The organism is Hamadaea sp. NPDC051192 (assembly GCF_040682475.1).
Taxonomy (GTDB): Bacteria; Actinomycetota; Actinomycetes; order Mycobacteriales; family Micromonosporaceae; genus Hamadaea; species Hamadaea flava.
This window is the reverse complement of record NZ_JBFBAZ010000163.1, coordinates 1-15,702: the sequence shown is the minus strand read 5'-3', so window position 1 is coordinate 15,702 and position 15,702 is coordinate 1. Positions and strand designations below refer to the sequence as shown.

Genomic DNA, 15,702 nt, shown 5'->3' with positions numbered 1-15,702 from the left:
GCTCCGCCGCCGCTCCACCGCCGCTCCGCCGCTCCGCCGCCGCTCCGCCGCTCCGCCGCCGCTTCGCCGCGTTGATCATGGAGTTAACTGTGGTCTCGACGGCGTGCCGAGGGGGCAAACCCCATGATCAACGCGGCCGCCTCCGGCTAGAGGGTGCCGTCGGTGAGTTGCCGGCGGATCTCCCGCTTGAGCACTTTGAGGCTCGGTCCCATCGGCAGCTCGCTCGCGAGCCGCACCCGGCGGGGGTACTTGTGCTTGCCGAGTTGCTCCCGGGACCAGGCGAGCAGGTCTTCCTCGGTGACCGCCACGTCGGGCGCGGCGACCACGACCGCCACGACCTCCTCGCCCAGCGCGTCGTCCGGTACGCCGACCACGGCGACCTGAGCGACGGCGGGATGCCGGGCCAGCACCTCTTCGACCTCGCGGGGGTAGACGTTGAACCCGCCCCGGATGATCAGGTCCTTCTTCCGGTCGACCACCCGGATGAAGCCTTCTTCGTCCTTCGTGCCGAGGTCGCCGCTGCGGAACCAGCCGTCGACCACGGCCCGTTCGGTCTCCTCGGGCTTGCCGAGGTAGCCCGCGAACACGTTGTGCCCGCGGATCACGATCTCGCCCAGTTCACCGGTGGGCAGCAGCTCGATCCGCTCGTCGACCTCCGCGCGAGCGATCTCCACCTCGACGCCCCAGATCGGGTGGCCGATCGTGCCGGGGCGCGTACCGAAGTGGGGTTGGTTCGTCGTCGCCGTCGGGGAGGTCTCGCTCAGCCCGTACCCCTCGTAGATGGTGGTCTGGAAGACCTCCGTGAACTTCTCCAACACCGCCACCGGTAGCGAAGCTCCGCCGGACACGGTGATCCGCAACTCCGGCAGGCGCTCGCGACCGGCCGCCGCCTCCAGCAGCCCGATGTACATCGTCGGTACGCCGTGGAACACCGTCACGTCCTCGGCCAGCATCAGGTCGATCGCCGCCGCGCCGCTGAACCGGGCCAGCAGGACGAGGGTCGCGCCGAGCCGGAAGGTGCCGTTCATGCCGACGGTCTGCCCGTACGTGTGGAACAGCGGCAGGCAGCCGAGGACCACGTCGGTGGGCCGCGCGTCGTTGGCGTCGAACACGTTGACCGTCGCGTTCATCACCAGGTTGAGGTGGGTGAGCAGGGCGCCCTTGGGCGATCCGGTGGTGCCGCTGGTGTAGAAGACGACCGCGACGTCCTCGGCCTGCCGCGAGACGAAGGTGGGCAGCGGCTCCGTCGCCAGCTCCTCGAGCCGCCGCGGCGCGTCCTGTTTCGCCGAGGCGGATCCGACCGTCACCACGGGCACACCCGCCGCCCAGGCGGCCTCGGCCGCGACGCCGAGCAACGCCGTGTGGCAGATGAGCAGGTCGGCTCCGCTGTCGCGCAACACGTACGCCATCTCCTGGGCGTTCAGCAGCAGGTGCACGGGGACGACCACGGCACCGGCCGCGAGCACCCCGTAGTACGCGCGCGGGAAGTCCACCGTGTTCGGTACGGCGACGGCGACGGTCTTGTCCGGGCCGATGCCGAGATCGCGCAGCGCGGCGGCGTACGTGAGCGCCTCCCGCCACAGTTGGGAGTAGGTGACCCGGTGCGGGCCGTCGACGACGGCGACCTTGTCCGGATAGCGGCGGGAAGCCTCGGCGAGGACGCTCGCCAATGAGAGGGACGTCATGGGATGGGCCTTTCCGATCAGAACGCGCTGACTCCCGTCAGCGCCCGGCCGATGATGAGGTGCTGGATCTGGCTGGTGCCCTCGTAGAGGGTGGTGACCCGGGCGTCCCGCAGGTACTTGGCGACCGGGTATTCGTCGATGTAGCCGTATCCGCCGAAGACCTGCAGGGCGTTGTTGGCGGCCCGGACGGCGGCCTCGCTGGCGAACAGTTTCGCGGCCGACGCCTCGGTCTCGAACGGCACGCCGCGGTCGATCAGGTCGGCGACCCGCCACACGAGCAGCCGGGCCGCGTCGGCGTCGATCGAGATCTGCGCGAGCAACTGCTGGACGAGCTGGTGTCCGGCGATCGGGCGGCCGAACTGCTGCCGGTCGCGGGCGTACGCGACGGCCGCCTCCAGGCAGCCCCGGGCGATGCCGACACACCCGGCCCCCAACGACATCCGGCCCTTGGCCAGGGCGGCCATCGCGATCGCGAAGCCCTTGCCCTCGTCGCCCAATCGGGCGGCGTCGGGGACGCGTACGCCGTCGAAGGTCAGCTCGGCCGTGGCCTGGCCGCGGAGGCCGAGCTTGCCGTGGATCTCCCGGCGGGCGAACCCGGGCAGGCCCGTCTCGACGAGGAACGCCGTGATGCCCTTGCGGCCGGGTTCGCCGGTCCGGGCGAAGACCAGTGCGACGTCGGCCCAGGTGCCGTTGGTGATGAAGGTCTTGCCGCCGGTCAGCACCCAGTCGCCGCCGTCGCGGACGGCCCGGGTGCTCAGCGCGCCCGCGTCGGAGCCCGTGTCCGGTTCGGTCAGCCCGAAGCAGCCGATGGCCTCGCCGGAGCAGAGCCGGGGCAGCCACTGCGCCTTCTGCTCGGCCGTCCCGTACGCGTCGACGGTCTTGGCGACGAGGCCCAGCGACACGGAGACGATCCCCCGCACGGACGAGTCCCCCCGCCCCAGCTCCTCCATCACCAGGCAGTACGCCAGATGGTCGCCGCCGGAGCCGCCGTGCTCCTCGCCGACGGTCAGCCCCAGGAAGCCGAGTTTGCCCAGTTCGCCGACGATGGCGAGGTCGACGGCCTCGCGCCGATCCCAGTCGCGCGCGTTCGGGATGATCTCGCGGTCGACGAAGCGGGCGGCGAGGTCCCGGAGATCGACGTGGTCCGCGGTGAGCCGGAAGTCCATGGCGATAAACTAGCGCTGTAAGTTTTCCGCCGTCCAGACCCCGGCCCGATACAGTTCAGCCAACGGATCACGGGAGGACGTCCATGGCCAGGCCCCGCACGGCTCTGCTGAGCCGCGAACGCATCGTGGCCGCCGCGCTGGCGCTCGTCGACGCGGAGGGGCTCGACGCGCTCTCCACCCGCCGCCTCGCGACCGAGCTGGGCGTACGCGGCCCGTCGCTGTACAACCACTTCCCCACCAAGGACGAGATCCTCGACGCGGCGGCGGACGCCGTGATCGAGCAGGTCGACACGTCCTTCTTCGGGCGGTACGACTGGCGGGTCGCCCTGCGGCTGTGGGGCCGCTCGTATCGGGACGCCCTGGCCGCCCACCCGAACATCGTCCCCTTCCTCGCCCAGGGGCCGGGCCGGCGGCCGGCGGCCCTGGCCATGGCCGACGCGGTCTACGGCGGCCTCGTCGACGCGGGCTGGCCGCACGCGCGGGCGACCCACATCGGCGCGCTCATGCGCTATCTCGTCGCCGGCTCGGCGCTCGGCTCGTTCGCCAGGGGCTTCGTCGAGGACCCGGAGTTCTACGACGGCCGATACCCGCACCTGAGCCAGGCGCACCTGCTCGCCGAGCACCAGAAGAGCGTCGACGAGGGCGCCTTCGCGCTGGGGCTGGACGCGTTGCTCACCGGCCTGAGCGCGGAGTACGAGCGGATCATCGGCCCGCTCCCGCCCCTCCCCGCCTACCCCTGACCCTGAGTGCAGGGGGTTGCCGGGTGGAAACCGCGCCGCTACGGTAAAACTTCCACTGATAGTTAAGAGGGGCGACATGGCGCGCGCGGACTTCACTCCGGCCGATCGCGGCGAGCTTTACATCGGCGGGCGGTGGCGACCCGCTCAGGGCGGCGGGTCCATCGCCGTCGAGGATCCGTTCACCGAGCGGGTCGTCGCGCACGTCCCCGCGGGTACGCCCGCCGATGTGGACGAAGCGGTGGCGGCGGCGAGAAGCGCGTTCGAGTCGTGGGCCGCGCTGTCCCCGCAGCAGCGCTCGGACTACCTGCGAAAGCTGCACGACAGCCTGGCCAAGCGCGCGGACGAGATCGCCACCACCGTGACCGGCGAACTGGGTACGCCGATCAAGGTGTCCGCCCGGGTGCAGACCGGCCTGCCGTTGACCGTCCTCGACGGGTACGTGCGAATGGCCGCGACGCCGCAGCCGGAAGTGGAGGTCGGGAACTCCCTGATCCTGCGCGAACCCGTCGGCGTCGTCGGCGCGATCACCCCGTGGAACTATCCGCTCCACCAGGTCATGGCCAAGGTGGCCGCCGCCCTTGCCGCCGGGTGCACCGTCGTGCTCAAGCCCAGCGAGCTGACTCCGCTGGTGGCGTACCTGTTGTTCGACGCGGTGCACGAAGCCGGGCTGCCGCCGGGCGTGGCCAACCTCGTCCCGGGCACCGGATCGGAGGTGGGCGCGGCGATCGCGGGCCACTCCGATGTGGACATGGTGTCGTTCACCGGCTCGACCGCGACCGGCCGCCGGATCAGTCACCTGGCCGCCGACCGGATCGCCAAGGTCTCCCTGGAACTGGGCGGCAAGTCCGCCAACGTGATCCTGGACGACGCCGAGCTGGGGCGCGCGGTGAAGGTCGGGGTGGCCAACGCCTTCCTCAACGCCGGTCAGACGTGCACCGCGTGGACCCGGATGCTCGTCCCGGCCACCCGGTACGCCGAAGCGCTCGACCTGGCCGCGCAGGCGGCGTCGGCGTACGCGATGGGCGATCCGTTCGAGGAGACGACCCGGCTCGGTCCGCTCGCCAGCGCGGCGCAGCGGCAACGAGTCCACGGCTTCCTCCGGCAAGGCCGCGAGGAGGGTGCGACCGCGATAACGCCGGAGGGCGTACCGGATCGGGGGTATTTCGTGGCGCCGACCGTGCTCGCCGACGTCGATCCGAAGTCGACGGTCGCGCAGGAGGAGATCTTCGGCCCCGTGCTCGCCGTGATCCCGTTCGGCGACGACGACGAGGCGGTCGCCATCGCCAACGACTCACGCTACGGCCTGGCCGGCGCGGTGTGGTCGGGTGATCCCGACCGGGCGCTGGCGGTCGCGCGGCGAATGCGTACCGGCGCGGTCGACGTCAACGGCGCCTCGTTCAACCCGCTGGCCCCGTTCGGCGGCTACAAGCAATCCGGCCTCGGCCGCGAGCTCGGCGTCTTCGGCCTGGAGGAGTTCCAGCAGGTCAAGGCGGTGCAGCGATGACCCGGGCCGTCATCTTCCGCGACCAGGTCACGATCGAGGAGATCACCCTGCCCGAGGTCGGTCCCGGCCTGGCCCGGGTCCGCGTCACCGCGGCGGGCGTCTGCCACACCGACCTCTCGATGATCAACGGCACGCTCGCCCCGACCTTCCCGCTGGTCCTCGGGCACGAGGCGGCCGGGGTGGTCGAGGAGGTCGGCCCCGGCGTCACCCGGGCCAAGCCCGGCGATCACGTCGTGCTCAACTGGTCGCCCGCCTGCCGCACCTGCTGGTACTGCACCCACGGCGAGCCGTGGATCTGCGAGACCTCCGGCATCCCGTCCTTCCCGGGCGGCTTCGCGGGCGACGGCACCCCGCTCAACCTCACGCTCGGTCTCGGGTCCTTCGCCGAGCAGGTGGTGGTACGCGAAGAGGCGCTGATCGGCGTACCGGAAGGGGTGCCGGCGGAGCAGGCGGCGTTGCTGGGGTGCGCCGCGTTGACCGGGGTCGGCGCGGTCCAGAACACCGCCGGAGTGCGGCCCGGCGATTCGGTGGTGGTGCTGGGGCTGGGCGGCGTCGGCTTGTCCGTCGTCCTCGCCGCGCGAGCGGCCGGGGCCGATCCGGTGATCGCCGTCGACCTCACCGAGGCCAAGCGCTCGCTCGCGCTGGCGGCCGGGGCCACCGATTTCCTGCTGAGCGACGACGCGTTGATCAAGGCGGTCCGCGTACGCACTGGCGGCCGGGGCGCGGACCACGCCTTCGAGTGCGTCGGCCGGTCCGCGAGCATCACCGCGGCTTGGAAGAGCACCCGCCGGGGTGGCCGGGTGACGGTGGTGGGCATCGGCAAGCGCGACGACGTCGTCGGACTGTCCGCATTGGACATTTTCCACTCGGCCCGGACGCTGCGGTCGTCCGTCTACGGCTCAGCCGATCCCGATCGGGACCTGCCGGGCCTGGCCGCCGCGGTGCTGGCCGGCGAGCTGGATCTCCGGCCGCTGATCAGCCATCGGATCGGCCTCGACGAGGTGCCTGCCGCGCTGGAGCGGCTGGGCCGGGGCGAGGGCGCGCGCTCGGTAGTGCTGTTCTAACGCAGGCTGTTGGTGATCGCCGCGGCGAGCAGGGCCGACACCGTCCGGGTCAGTACGCCCCGGGCGGCGTCGAGGTCGAGGCCCAGCTCGTCGCGCAGCATCGACCAGGAGGCCCAGGTGCTCGCGACGACCAGGGCCTGGAGGAGCTGACCGCCACCGGGTCCGGCCAAGGCCAGCTCGGTCGCGAAGACCTCCTCGATCTCGGCCCGGACCAGCGCGATGGCCTTGACCCGGTTCTCTTTCAGCTGAGCGGAGAACGGTTCGCGCAACGCGGCCGCCCGCGCACACGGCGCGAGCATCTCCAGCATCCGCGCCCGCTGCTCGCAGTACGCCTCGATCCGCTGCGGCAGCGGCAGCCCCGATTCGATGGGCCGATGCGCGGCCGCCTGCCGTTCGGCGAGCTTCTCCCCGGACGCGGCGAACAACGCCTCCATGTCTTTGAAGTTCGTCCAGAGCGCCCGGAGCGAGATCCCGGCCCGCTCGGCGATCCGTTCGCCGGTCGGACGCAGGTCGCCCGTGCCGATCAAAGCCAAGTGGGCGTCCACGATCGCGGCCCGGGTCCGCTCGGCCCGCAGCGTCCGGCCGTCGACCCGGCCGGTGGTGGTCTCGACGCCGGTCATCCGTGCAGTCTAGATCGGGCGACGCCGGGACCCGGGGCACTGCCCGGATCCCGGCGAGCGAACCCGTCAGGCGGTGGGGACGCCGTTGGCGGGCGGGGTGGCGGGCGTTCCGGCGTACTCCTTCACCGGGGCGTCGGCCTCGTCGGTCTCGTAAGTGGGACCGAAGAACTGCTGCACTCCAGCCGACACCTTCACCATGCGCTCACCGCCGTAGCCGGAGTGGTCGCCCTTGGCGTACCGGAGCGGGGCGAGGCCCGGACCCTGGTAGCCGCCCTTCTCGACCGCGGCGAGCAGCGCCTCCCGGCTGAGGTCCTTCCCGGCGGCCTGAAGCACCTGCACGAACAGGTACGCCACCGACATGCCGTAGATGACGTTGCCGTCGAACTCGGCGCCGCCGCCGTAGTCCTTGTTGACCTTCTGGAACAGCTGGATCCAGGGGTCGTTCGCGTCGAACATCAGCGGCAGGTAGTTCGCGCCGAGCAGCCCTTCGGTCAGGCCCTTGGCCTCGCCGAGCAGCTTGGCCAGGGTGGGCAGGTCGCCGCCGACGTTGGAGACGACGAACTGCGGCTTGTAGGACAGGCGGGCGGCGGTGCCGAGGGCGAGCGCGGTGAAGCCGGGCACCGTGGCCAGGATGACCACCTGGCAGCCGGCCGTCTTGAACGCGCCGATCTGCGGGGCGACGTTGGTGTTGGTGACCACGTAGGTCTCCTTGGCGGTGACGCCGTCCTTGCCGAGCACTTTTTCGACGCCGGCCAGGCTGTCCGTGCCGAAGTCGTCGCTCTGCCCGAGGAAGCACGTCTTCTGCCCGGCGAAGTTGCTCTTCACGTAGTTCGCGAGGATCTTGCCCTCGACGGTGTAGTCCGGGTTGAAGCCGAACGTGCCCGGATACTTGTCGGGCTGGTCCCAGCTGCGGCTGCCGGAGGCCACGAACAGGTCCGGCACCCGGTTGGTCTTCAGGAAGTCGAGCACGCCCGAGTGGGTCGGCGTGCCGAGTCCGTTGAGGATCGCGAACACCTTGTCCTGCAAGACGAGCTGCCGCACGACCTGCTGGGTGTTGGCCGGGTTGTAGCCGTCGTCCATGACCTTGTAGGTGATCTTGCGACCGTTCACCCCGCCGTTGGCGTTGACGAAGTCGAAGTACGCCTTGCTCGCCGGCGCGATCTTCGAGTAGCCCGCCGACGCGGGTCCGGTCAGCGGCATGTGCGTACCGACGACGATCTCGGTGTCGGTCACACCGGGAACCGCCGCCTTGCCCCCGCCGCCCTGGTCGTCGGAGCTGCACGCGACGGTGGCGGCGAACAGCGAGACGCATACGGCGAGAGCGAGACCGCGCTGTGCTATGCGATGCATGAGGCACCGACCTTTCATCTTCGAAGGGGACTTTTCGAGGGACCGGCTACGGCAGGAGCCGGCGGACGACGCCCTGAACACCGCCGGGCGCGGCGATCATGACGACGATCAAGGTCAGGCCGAACACGGCCAGCGGCAGGTTGCCCTCCAGCCGCTGGGCGGCGGCCGGACTGAGCGTGAGGCTCGCGACGATCGTGTGGGTGAGGTCGGGCAGCACCACGAGCAGCAACGCTCCCCAGACCGCGCCCGCGAGCCGGCCGAGGCCGCCGACCACCACCGCCATGAGCAGGAACAGCGACAAGGTCAGCGAGTACGCCCCCGGCGACACGCTCTGGGTGAGGACCGCGAGGAGCCCGCCGCCGAGACCGGCGCATCCCGCGCTCACCACGAACGCGAGCACCTGCGTACGCGCGACGTCGATCCCGGCCAGCCGGGCGGCCACCTCGTCGTCCCGGACCGCCCGCAGCGAGCGGCCGAATCGGCTGCGGAGCAGGTTCGCCAGCAGCAGCATCACGAGCAGCGCGCCGGCCAGGGCCAGCCAGGCCTGCCAGCGTTCCAGCGGGAAGTCGTAGCCGAGTCCGGCGGGCGGCGGGTCGAGGTAGACGCTCAGGCCCTGGTCGCTGTGGAAGACCCCGGCCCACACCGTGGTGACGGCGGGCAGCGCGACGGCGACGGCCAGCGTCACGCCGGCCAGGTAGGGTCCCCGCAACCGGGCGGCGGCGAGTCCCACGATCAGGCCTCCGACGAGGGCGGCCAGCACGCCCAGCGCCAACGACAGCACCAGTACGCCGTTGCCGGTGAGCCCGGCGTCGGCAAGGCGGTTCTGGCTCAGCGCCACGGCGTACGCCCCGACGGCCATCACCGCGCCGTGCCCGAGCGACAGCTGCCCGCTCAGTCCGACCAGGATGGTCAGCCCGGCCGTGGCGCACAGGTACGCCGCCGCCGTGGCGAGCTGGTAGTTCCGGAACGGCGGCAGCGCGTACGTGACCGCGAGGAGCGCGGCCGCCGCGATCGCCGTCCACATCAGATGACGGACCAGTGTGGTCATACGGCCCTCGTTCGGACGCCGGCGAACAGCCCACCGGGACGGATCAGGAGCACCGCCAGCAGCAGGGCGAGCGTCGCGATCGGCGTGACGTCGCTGCCCAGGTATCCGGCGGCGTAGGACAGGACGAGCCCGACGGCCAGGCCGCCGACGACCGCGCCGATCGGGCTGTCCAGGCCGCCCACGACCGCGGCCGTGAACGACGAGACGAAGACCATGTCCATGGTGTTCGGGTGCAGGCCGAGTTCGGTCGGGACGACGAGCATCCCGGCGAGCGCGCCGACCGCGGCGGCCAGCGCCCAGCCGAAGGTGAGCAGCCCGGCCACGTTGACGCCGAGCAGCCGCGAGACCTCCGGGGCGAACGCCGCCGAGCGCATCCGCAGGCCGGTCGACGTCCGCGTGAACAGCAGCGCCAGCAGCACGACCAGCAGCAGCACCGCGCCGAGGACGAACAGGTCGTACCGCGAGAGCAGGGCGACCCCGCCGACGGTGATCCCCGTCCGGCTGAACGGGGTCTCGACCGGCCGGAACTCGTTGCCGTAGAGCGCGCCGAGGATCGCCTGCAACAGCAGGACCAGCCCGAGCGCCACGATCACCGAGTTCAGCGGGGAGGTGTGCGGCACGAACCGCATCACGACGCGCTCGATCCCGGCCCCCAGGACCAGTCCGGAAGCGAGCGCGGCCGCGAAGCCCAGCCAGTACGACCCGGTCGCCTGGGTCACGCTGTAGGCGGCGTACACCGTGGCGACCGCCATCGCGCCCTGGGCGAAGTTGACGATCCGGGCGGCGCGCCAGATCAGCACCACCGCCAGCGCGAACGCCGCGTAGACCGCGCCCTTGGCGAGGCCGTCGACGGTCAGGAACAGAAAACGATCCATGTCAGAACCCCAAGTACGCGTGCCGCAGCCCGGCGTCGTCGCGCAGCTGAGCGGCGTCGGCCGCGGCGACGACCCGGCCGAGGGACAGGACGACCCCCTGGTCGGCGACGGACAAGGCGCTGCGGACGTTCTGCTCGACGAGGAGCACGGCCAGCCCGGTCTCGTCGCAGAGCCGCCGGAGCAGCGCCATGATCTGAGCGGTGATCCGGGGCGCCAGGCCGAGCGAGGGCTCGTCCAGGAGCAGCAGCCGGGGACGGGCGACCAGGGCCCGGCCCAAGGCCAGCATCTGCCGTTCGCCGCCGGACAGCTGATGTCCGGCGTGCCGGCGACGCGCCGCCAAGGCCGGGAACAGCTCGTAGACCTCGTCCTGGGCCAGCCGGGCGTCGCGGCGGTCGGCCCGCCACACGCCGCCGAGCCGCAGGTTCTCCTCGACCGTCAGCTCGGCCACGACGCCCCGGCCCTCGGGGACGTGGGCGAGGCCGAGGCGTACCACCCGTTCCACCGGGACTCCGGCGAGCGAGCCGCCGTCGAACCGGATGGTCCCGCCGGCCGGGCGCAGCAGCCCGGACAGGGTACGCAGCAGCGTCGTCTTGCCCGCGCCGTTGGCGCCGAGCACCGTCACGATCGTGGCAGGCGGGACGGTCAGGTCGACGTCGTGCAGGACCGGCGCGGCGCCGTAGCCGACGACGAGACCCTCCACCTGAAGCAGCGTCATGCGGTCCTGCCTTCCAGCGTCGGACCCAGGTACGCCTCGGCCACGGCCGGGTCGTCGCGGACCGTCTCGGGCGGGCCGACGGCGATGAGGCGGCCGAAGTCGAGCACGGCGACCTCGTCGCAGACCGACATCACGAAGTCCATGTGGTGTTCGACGAGCATCACCGAGTGGCCGCCGCCGTCCCGGCCGGGCAGGGCCACGACCAGCTCCGCCAGTTCGGCGATGTCCTCCGCGCCGAGGCCGCCCGCCGGTTCGTCGAGCAGCAGCAGCCGGGGGTGGGCCGCGAGCGCGCGGGCGAGCGCGACCTTCTTGCGTACCGGGTAGGGCAGGGCGGCGGGCTCCGCCTGGGCGTGCTCGGCGATGCCGAACCGCATCAGCAGCGCCATGGCCTCGTCGCGCAGCCGCCGCTCGTCCCGGTCGCTGCGAGGCAGCCCCAGCAGCGCGCTGGTGAAACCGGATCGCGCCGTATGCGTGGCGCCCGCCATCACGTTCTCCACGACGGACAGTCCGGCGAACAGGCCGACGCCCTGCAGGGTGCGCCCGATGCCGAGCGCGGCCAGCCGGTGCGGGCGCGGCCGCAGCGTACGCCCGCCGAACCGGAGTTCGCCGCGCGTCGGCCGGACGAAGCCGCAGATCACGTTGAACAGCGTGGTCTTCCCCGCCCCGTTGGGCCCGATCACGCCGACGACCTTGCCGGGCGGCACGGTCAGCCGGACGTCCTCCAGGGCGGTCAACCCGCCGAACTGGACGGTGACGCCGTCGAGCGTGAGGCCGTGCGGTTCCTCGTCCATCGTCACCGTCCCTTCGCCGGGTTACCGGCAAGTATTTACACTCGGAGTGTACGTTTCTCGGCCGCCACGTCAATAGGCTCAGGAAGTGGTCAAGCGGACGGCAGATCGACCAGTTCGGCCAGGCGCGCCCGGTGCACGTCGGCCGCCCCGTACGCCAAGGCCGCCGAGCGGGCGCGCTTGAGGTAGAGATGCGCCGGGTGTTCCCAGGTCATCCCGATCCCGCCGTGCAGCTGTACGCACGCCTCCGCCGCCTCGACCGCGACCCCGGAGCAGTGCGCCTGAGCCAAGGCGGCCGCGAGGTCCACCTCCGACTTCTCCGCGACGGCCGAGGCGGCGTACCGGGCGACCGCGCGCGCCTGCGTCACCGCGACCCATACGTCGGCCAGCCGATGCTTGACGGCCTGGAACGACCCGATCGGCCGGCCGAACTGGTACCTGGCGCGGGCGTGCTCGACCGTCGTGTCCAAGCACCACTCCGCCACGCCGACCTGCTCGCTGGCCAGCAGGGCCGCCCCCGCGAGCAGCGCGTCCCGGACCGCCGTCTCGGCGTCGGACCCTTCGGCCAGCAGCCGTCCGGGTGTGCCGTCGAAGCTCAGGTCGCACAGCCGGCGGGTCTCGTCCAACGACGTGCACTGCTCTCGGCGTACCCGTCGAGCTTCGACGGCGAACAGTCCGGAACCCGCGGGGACCAGCAGGATCTCCGCGGTGATCGCGTCCGCCACGGCCCGGACCGAGCCGGTGAGCCGGTCCCCCGCCGCCGTGACAGTGGGCGACCAGGGGCCGGACGGCGGACCGGCGAACGGCACCGCCAGCGCGACCGGGCGCTCTCCCGCGGCGAGACCGGCGAGGAGGTCCGGCTCGCCGCAGGAGAGCAGCGCCGTGCCCGCAACCACGGCGCAGCCCAGATAGGGCACGGGTGCGACGGCCCGGCCCAGTTCTTCGAGGACCACGGCGGCCTCCCGCGGGCCCGCGCCCGCGCCGCCCGACTCCTCGGGGACGAGCAGCCCGGCCAGGCCCATGTCGGCGAGGCGGCGCCAGAGATCGGCGTCCACCGAGTCGTCGCGCTCGATCCGAGCCGCCGGATCGCTGTGCTGCCGCAGCATCGCGCGCAGCTCGGCACGCAGTTCACTTTCCACTTCGGAATAGAGCAGCCCGGTCATCGCGGCAGCTCCCGCCACGCGAGGGCCAGATCGGCGCGGGGTTCGGCGGGCAGCCCAAGCACCCGCTCGCCGATGATCGTGCGCAGAATCTCCGAGGTACCGCCCTCGATCGACGAGCCGCGCGCGCGGAGATATCGATGCGTCGCGGTGCGGAGCGGGAACTCCGGCTGCGGCCCGCGATCCTGCCGCCACTCGTCGTGCCGCAGCGCGGCCTCCGCGAGCAACTCCAGCTCCAGGCCGGTGATCTCCTGCAGGAGGCCGGCGAAGGCCAGCTTGACCGCCGAGCCCTCCGGCCCCGGCTCGCCCACCGCGAGCTGCTGTCGCAGCCGCAACCCGGTGAGCCGTACCGCCTCCGCGCGGACCCAGGCCCGCAGGACCGCGTCGTGCAGGCCGGGGCGGCGCAGCTCCGGCCGGTCGCGCCAGGTCCGCGCGAGCAGCCCGATCGCACCGCCTTCCCGCGGCAGCGCGTCGCCGCCGATGCTCACCCTCTCATTCATCAGAGTGGTACGCGCGACGCGCCAGCCGTCGCCGACCTCGCCGAGCCGAGCCGTGTCCGGGAGCCGGACCTCGTCGAGGAACACCTCGTTGAACTCGGCCTCTCCGGTGAGCTGCCGCAGCGGGCGGACGGTCACGCCCGGCGCGCGCATGTCGCAGACGAAGAACGTAAGGCCTTGATGTTTCGGCAGGTCAGGATCGGTACGCGCGAGCAGGATGCCCCAGCGCGCGTAGTGGGCCTGGGACGTCCACACCTTCTGTCCCGTGATCACCCAGCCAGTGGCGTCCTTACGCGCCGCGCAGGCGAGTCCGGCGAGATCCGAGCCCGCCCCGGGTTCGCTGAAAAGTTGGCACCAGACCTCCTCTCCCGTCCAGAGCGGCCGGAGGTAGCGCTCCCGTTGGTCGGCCGTGCCGTGTTTGAGCAGCGTCGGCGCGGCCATGCCGAGGCCGACCGCGATCCGGCGCGGCTCGTTGTCCGGCGTGCCGGCGGCGGCGAACGCCTCGTCCGCGACGGGTTGCAGGGCCCGGGACGCCCCGAGACCGCCCAGCCCGGCCGGGTAGTGCAGCCAGGCGAGACCGGCGTCGAACCGGGCGCGGAGGAACTCCGTCTTCTCGGTGGGCAGGTCCCCCCGGGCGAGGAAGGCTTCGACCAGCGCACGCGCCTCGTCCGCTGTGGTGGGGGGTGAACCCATCGCGACTCCCGCTCACTAGATGCATTGGGAGTGCAAATATATCCTTCGTCGGTCGCCCGGTCGAGAGCGTCACCCAGTCGGCCATGTCGAGGTTGGATGTTGCACGAGTGGAACTGCGGTGTCAGTCTCAGTTCCATCAGCTCTCTGTGGCGGTGAAATGCACAGTCCGTACCTGGCGGAGCCGGGGACCGAGCACAAGCGACGGGCGGGCGAGATAGCCCGCGCGCACGAGGCGTTTCTGTCCGGGGCCGCCCCGGACCAGCTCGACGTGCGACCCGTGGTGGCTCAGTCCTGGCAACGGTCGCAGCGGGCCCGCGTCGACCCCGAGACGCCGCCGCCGATCGTGCTCACCGACGACGAGCTGGCCGCGTACCGGGAGGATCATCTGCTCTCGGCCGTCCTGCCGGTGCTGCGTGAACTGGTCGGGCGGGTGGCCGAAGCCGACCGCCATCTGATGTCCATCGCCGACGCCCAGGGCCGGCTGCTCTGGGTCGACGGGCACAAGACCGTCCGCGACACCGGGGAACGCATCCACTTCGTCGAGGGCGCGATCTGGGACGAGCGGTTCGCCGGGACGAACGCGCCCGGCACCGCGCTGGCGCTGGACGAGGCGGTGCAGATCTTCGCGACCGAGCACTACAGCGTGCCGGTGCACCCGTGGACCTGCGCCGCCGCGCCGATCCACGATCCGGCCACCGGCGAGATCATCGGCATGATCGACGTCACCGGCGGCAGCGTCGTCGCCCATCCGCACAGCCTGGCCCTGGTCAAGGCGGCGGCTCGGGCGGCGGAGGCGGAGCTGTCCTGGCGACGCGCCCCGGAGAACGGCCTGTGGCTGCCCGAACAACGCACGGTCGCCCGGCTGTCGGCGCTGAATAGGTCCGAGGGCGTCCTCCACCTCGACGGGCGGCGCGTACGCCTCAGCCCGCGGCACACCGAGATCCTCGTCCTGCTGCGGGAGAATCCCGAGGGGATGACCGGCGACCAGCTCGCCGACGCGCTCTACGAGGACTTCGCCCATCCGACGACCCTGCGCGTGGAGATCAACCGGCTGCGGCGGGCCGTCGGCGACCTCGTCCAGTCGCGGCCCTATCGCCTGGCCGAGGGACTCGACGCGGACTACGCCGACGTGCGGGACGCGCTGGGACGCGGCGAGCCCGCGGCCGCGGTGGCGGCGTACGCCGGGCCGCTGCTGCCCATGTCGGAAGCGCGGGGCGTCGCCGAACTGCGCGACCTGCTCGACGCGCGGGTCCGGTGCGCGGTGCTGTCCACTGACGACCCGGCGATCCTGGAAGCCTGGGCCACCAAGCACGGGAGCGACGACTTGGAGATCTGGGAACGGCTGGCCGGGTCCCGGCGGGCCGACCTGGCTCAGCAAGCTCTCGCCAAGACTCAGGTACGCCGTCTCCGCGCCGAGTACGGGCTGCCCCCGAACGGTGCAACCTTCGTGCAACGTCCTCGTCGGTAGCCTGCGTCAACGGTGGACTCCGCCGGGCTGCCCAGCAGCTGGTGGAGCCCTCGGCCCGGGTCGACGGATCGGCGAGTCCGTCCCCGGCCGCGGATGCCGGTCGCACACCGCATCCGGCTGGCCGCCGGCGTCGCGCAGCATGGGACTGGCTTCTCCCCGTGCCGAAGCGATGGGGTGCGGTCCCACCCGCCCTTGCCTGCCCTGCGGATGAGCAGGCAGGGGCCCGGCAGGTCCGCGTGCGCCCGGCCGGGGGCGCGCGGGCCGCCCGTGATCCGCTGAAGAACCTGAGCAACAAGCTCGGCCGGGGCGTACGCGCCGGCGAGCCGGAG

General features: G+C 72.1%; 14 protein-coding genes. 4 read left to right on the top strand and 10 right to left on the bottom strand.

Annotated features, from left to right (window positions below; translation table 11 throughout):
* Positions 1–146 precede the first annotated feature (146 nt).
* Positions 147–1,685, bottom strand: a complete 1,539-nt coding sequence (locus tag AB0M47_RS37355; protein ID WP_363422626.1) for a long-chain fatty acid--CoA ligase — start codon at positions 1,683–1,685, stop codon at positions 147–149.
* Between the two features lie 17 nt (positions 1,686–1,702).
* Positions 1,703–2,851 (bottom strand): acyl-CoA dehydrogenase family protein, encoded by a 1,149-nt coding sequence (locus AB0M47_RS37350; RefSeq protein WP_363422625.1) that lies wholly within the window; start codon positions 2,849–2,851, stop codon positions 1,703–1,705.
* 83 nt (positions 2,852–2,934) lie between these two features.
* Here AB0M47_RS37350 and AB0M47_RS37345 point away from each other — a divergent pair, with 83 nt between their 5' ends.
* The 3 genes from AB0M47_RS37345 (at position 2,935) to AB0M47_RS37335 (ending at position 6,159) form a co-directional block, all read left to right on the top strand.
* Positions 2,935–3,591, top strand: coding sequence for a TetR family transcriptional regulator (locus AB0M47_RS37345; RefSeq protein ID WP_363422623.1), 657 nt, complete (start codon positions 2,935–2,937; stop codon positions 3,589–3,591).
* Between the two features lie 76 nt (positions 3,592–3,667).
* The gene (locus tag AB0M47_RS37340) at positions 3,668–5,095 is read left to right on the top strand and encodes an aldehyde dehydrogenase family protein (protein WP_363422621.1); all 1,428 of its coding nucleotides are present in this window, start codon (positions 3,668–3,670) and stop codon (positions 5,093–5,095) included.
* Positions 5,092–6,159 (top strand): alcohol dehydrogenase catalytic domain-containing protein, encoded by a 1,068-nt coding sequence (locus AB0M47_RS37335; RefSeq protein WP_363422619.1) that lies wholly within the window; start codon positions 5,092–5,094, stop codon positions 6,157–6,159. The genes AB0M47_RS37340 and AB0M47_RS37335 overlap by 4 nt, the downstream gene beginning before the upstream one ends.
* On the opposite strand, the gene AB0M47_RS37330 is transcribed toward AB0M47_RS37335, so the two are convergent.
* The 8 genes from AB0M47_RS37330 to AB0M47_RS37295 all read right to left on the bottom strand — a co-directional run bounded on the left by AB0M47_RS37330 (position 6,156) and on the right by AB0M47_RS37295 (position 13,905).
* Positions 6,156–6,779: a TetR/AcrR family transcriptional regulator gene (locus AB0M47_RS37330; protein ID WP_363422617.1), complete on the bottom strand. Its 624-nt coding sequence runs from the start codon at positions 6,777–6,779 to the stop codon at positions 6,156–6,158. The genes AB0M47_RS37335 and AB0M47_RS37330 overlap by 4 nt on opposite strands.
* Positions 6,780–6,845: 66 nt before the next feature.
* Positions 6,846–8,129 (bottom strand): ABC transporter substrate-binding protein, encoded by a 1,284-nt coding sequence (locus AB0M47_RS37325; RefSeq protein ID WP_363422615.1) that lies wholly within the window; start codon positions 8,127–8,129, stop codon positions 6,846–6,848.
* Between the two features lie 46 nt (positions 8,130–8,175).
* Positions 8,176–9,177 carry a branched-chain amino acid ABC transporter permease gene (locus tag AB0M47_RS37320; protein WP_363422613.1) on the bottom strand — a complete coding sequence of 334 codons (1,002 nt, stop codon included), beginning with the start codon at positions 9,175–9,177 and terminating at the stop codon, positions 8,176–8,178.
* Positions 9,174–10,052 carry a branched-chain amino acid ABC transporter permease gene (locus AB0M47_RS37315; RefSeq protein WP_363422611.1) on the bottom strand — a complete coding sequence of 293 codons (879 nt, stop codon included), beginning with the start codon at positions 10,050–10,052 and terminating at the stop codon, positions 9,174–9,176. The genes AB0M47_RS37320 and AB0M47_RS37315 overlap by 4 nt, the downstream gene beginning before the upstream one ends.
* Before the next feature lies 1 nt (position 10,053).
* Positions 10,054–10,767: an ABC transporter ATP-binding protein gene (locus tag AB0M47_RS37310; RefSeq protein ID WP_363422609.1), complete on the bottom strand. Its 714-nt coding sequence runs from the start codon at positions 10,765–10,767 to the stop codon at positions 10,054–10,056.
* Entirely contained in the window at positions 10,764–11,558 is a 795-nt protein-coding gene (locus tag AB0M47_RS37305; RefSeq protein ID WP_363422607.1) for an ABC transporter ATP-binding protein, read from the bottom strand. The genes AB0M47_RS37310 and AB0M47_RS37305 overlap by 4 nt, the downstream gene beginning before the upstream one ends.
* 89 nt (positions 11,559–11,647) lie before the next feature.
* Positions 11,648–12,718, bottom strand: a complete 1,071-nt coding sequence (locus tag AB0M47_RS37300; protein ID WP_363422605.1) for an acyl-CoA dehydrogenase family protein — start codon at positions 12,716–12,718, stop codon at positions 11,648–11,650.
* Positions 12,715–13,905 carry an acyl-CoA dehydrogenase family protein gene (locus AB0M47_RS37295; RefSeq protein ID WP_363422603.1) on the bottom strand — a complete coding sequence of 397 codons (1,191 nt, stop codon included), beginning with the start codon at positions 13,903–13,905 and terminating at the stop codon, positions 12,715–12,717. The genes AB0M47_RS37300 and AB0M47_RS37295 overlap by 4 nt, the downstream gene beginning before the upstream one ends.
* Positions 13,906–14,062: 157 nt before the next feature.
* On the opposite strand from AB0M47_RS37295, the gene AB0M47_RS37290 reads away from it, so the two are divergent.
* Positions 14,063–15,373: a GAF domain-containing protein gene (locus tag AB0M47_RS37290; protein WP_363422601.1), complete on the top strand. Its 1,311-nt coding sequence runs from the start codon at positions 14,063–14,065 to the stop codon at positions 15,371–15,373.
* Positions 15,374–15,702 lie beyond the last annotated feature (329 nt).

Coding starts and splice junctions, on each gene's coding strand:
- AB0M47_RS37355 (WP_363422626.1), bottom strand. CDS start 1,685: ATGACGTCCCTCTCATTGGCGAGCGTCCTCGCCGAGGCTTCCCGCCGC.
- AB0M47_RS37350 (WP_363422625.1), bottom strand. CDS start 2,851: ATGGACTTCCGGCTCACCGCGGACCACGTCGATCTCCGGGACCTCGCC.
- AB0M47_RS37345 (WP_363422623.1), top strand. CDS start 2,935: ATGGCCAGGCCCCGCACGGCTCTGCTGAGCCGCGAACGCATCGTGGCC.
- AB0M47_RS37340 (WP_363422621.1), top strand. CDS start 3,668: ATGGCGCGCGCGGACTTCACTCCGGCCGATCGCGGCGAGCTTTACATC.
- AB0M47_RS37335 (WP_363422619.1), top strand. CDS start 5,092: ATGACCCGGGCCGTCATCTTCCGCGACCAGGTCACGATCGAGGAGATC.
- AB0M47_RS37330 (WP_363422617.1), bottom strand. CDS start 6,779: ATGACCGGCGTCGAGACCACCACCGGCCGGGTCGACGGCCGGACGCTG.
- AB0M47_RS37325 (WP_363422615.1), bottom strand. CDS start 8,129: ATGCATCGCATAGCACAGCGCGGTCTCGCTCTCGCCGTATGCGTCTCG.
- AB0M47_RS37320 (WP_363422613.1), bottom strand. CDS start 9,177: ATGACCACACTGGTCCGTCATCTGATGTGGACGGCGATCGCGGCGGCC.
- AB0M47_RS37315 (WP_363422611.1), bottom strand. CDS start 10,052: ATGGATCGTTTTCTGTTCCTGACCGTCGACGGCCTCGCCAAGGGCGCG.
- AB0M47_RS37310 (WP_363422609.1), bottom strand. CDS start 10,767: ATGACGCTGCTTCAGGTGGAGGGTCTCGTCGTCGGCTACGGCGCCGCG.
- AB0M47_RS37305 (WP_363422607.1), bottom strand. CDS start 11,558: ATGGACGAGGAACCGCACGGCCTCACGCTCGACGGCGTCACCGTCCAG.
- AB0M47_RS37300 (WP_363422605.1), bottom strand. CDS start 12,718: ATGACCGGGCTGCTCTATTCCGAAGTGGAAAGTGAACTGCGTGCCGAG.
- AB0M47_RS37295 (WP_363422603.1), bottom strand. CDS start 13,905: ATGGGTTCACCCCCCACCACAGCGGACGAGGCGCGTGCGCTGGTCGAA.
- AB0M47_RS37290 (WP_363422601.1), top strand. CDS start 14,063: ATGCACAGTCCGTACCTGGCGGAGCCGGGGACCGAGCACAAGCGACGG.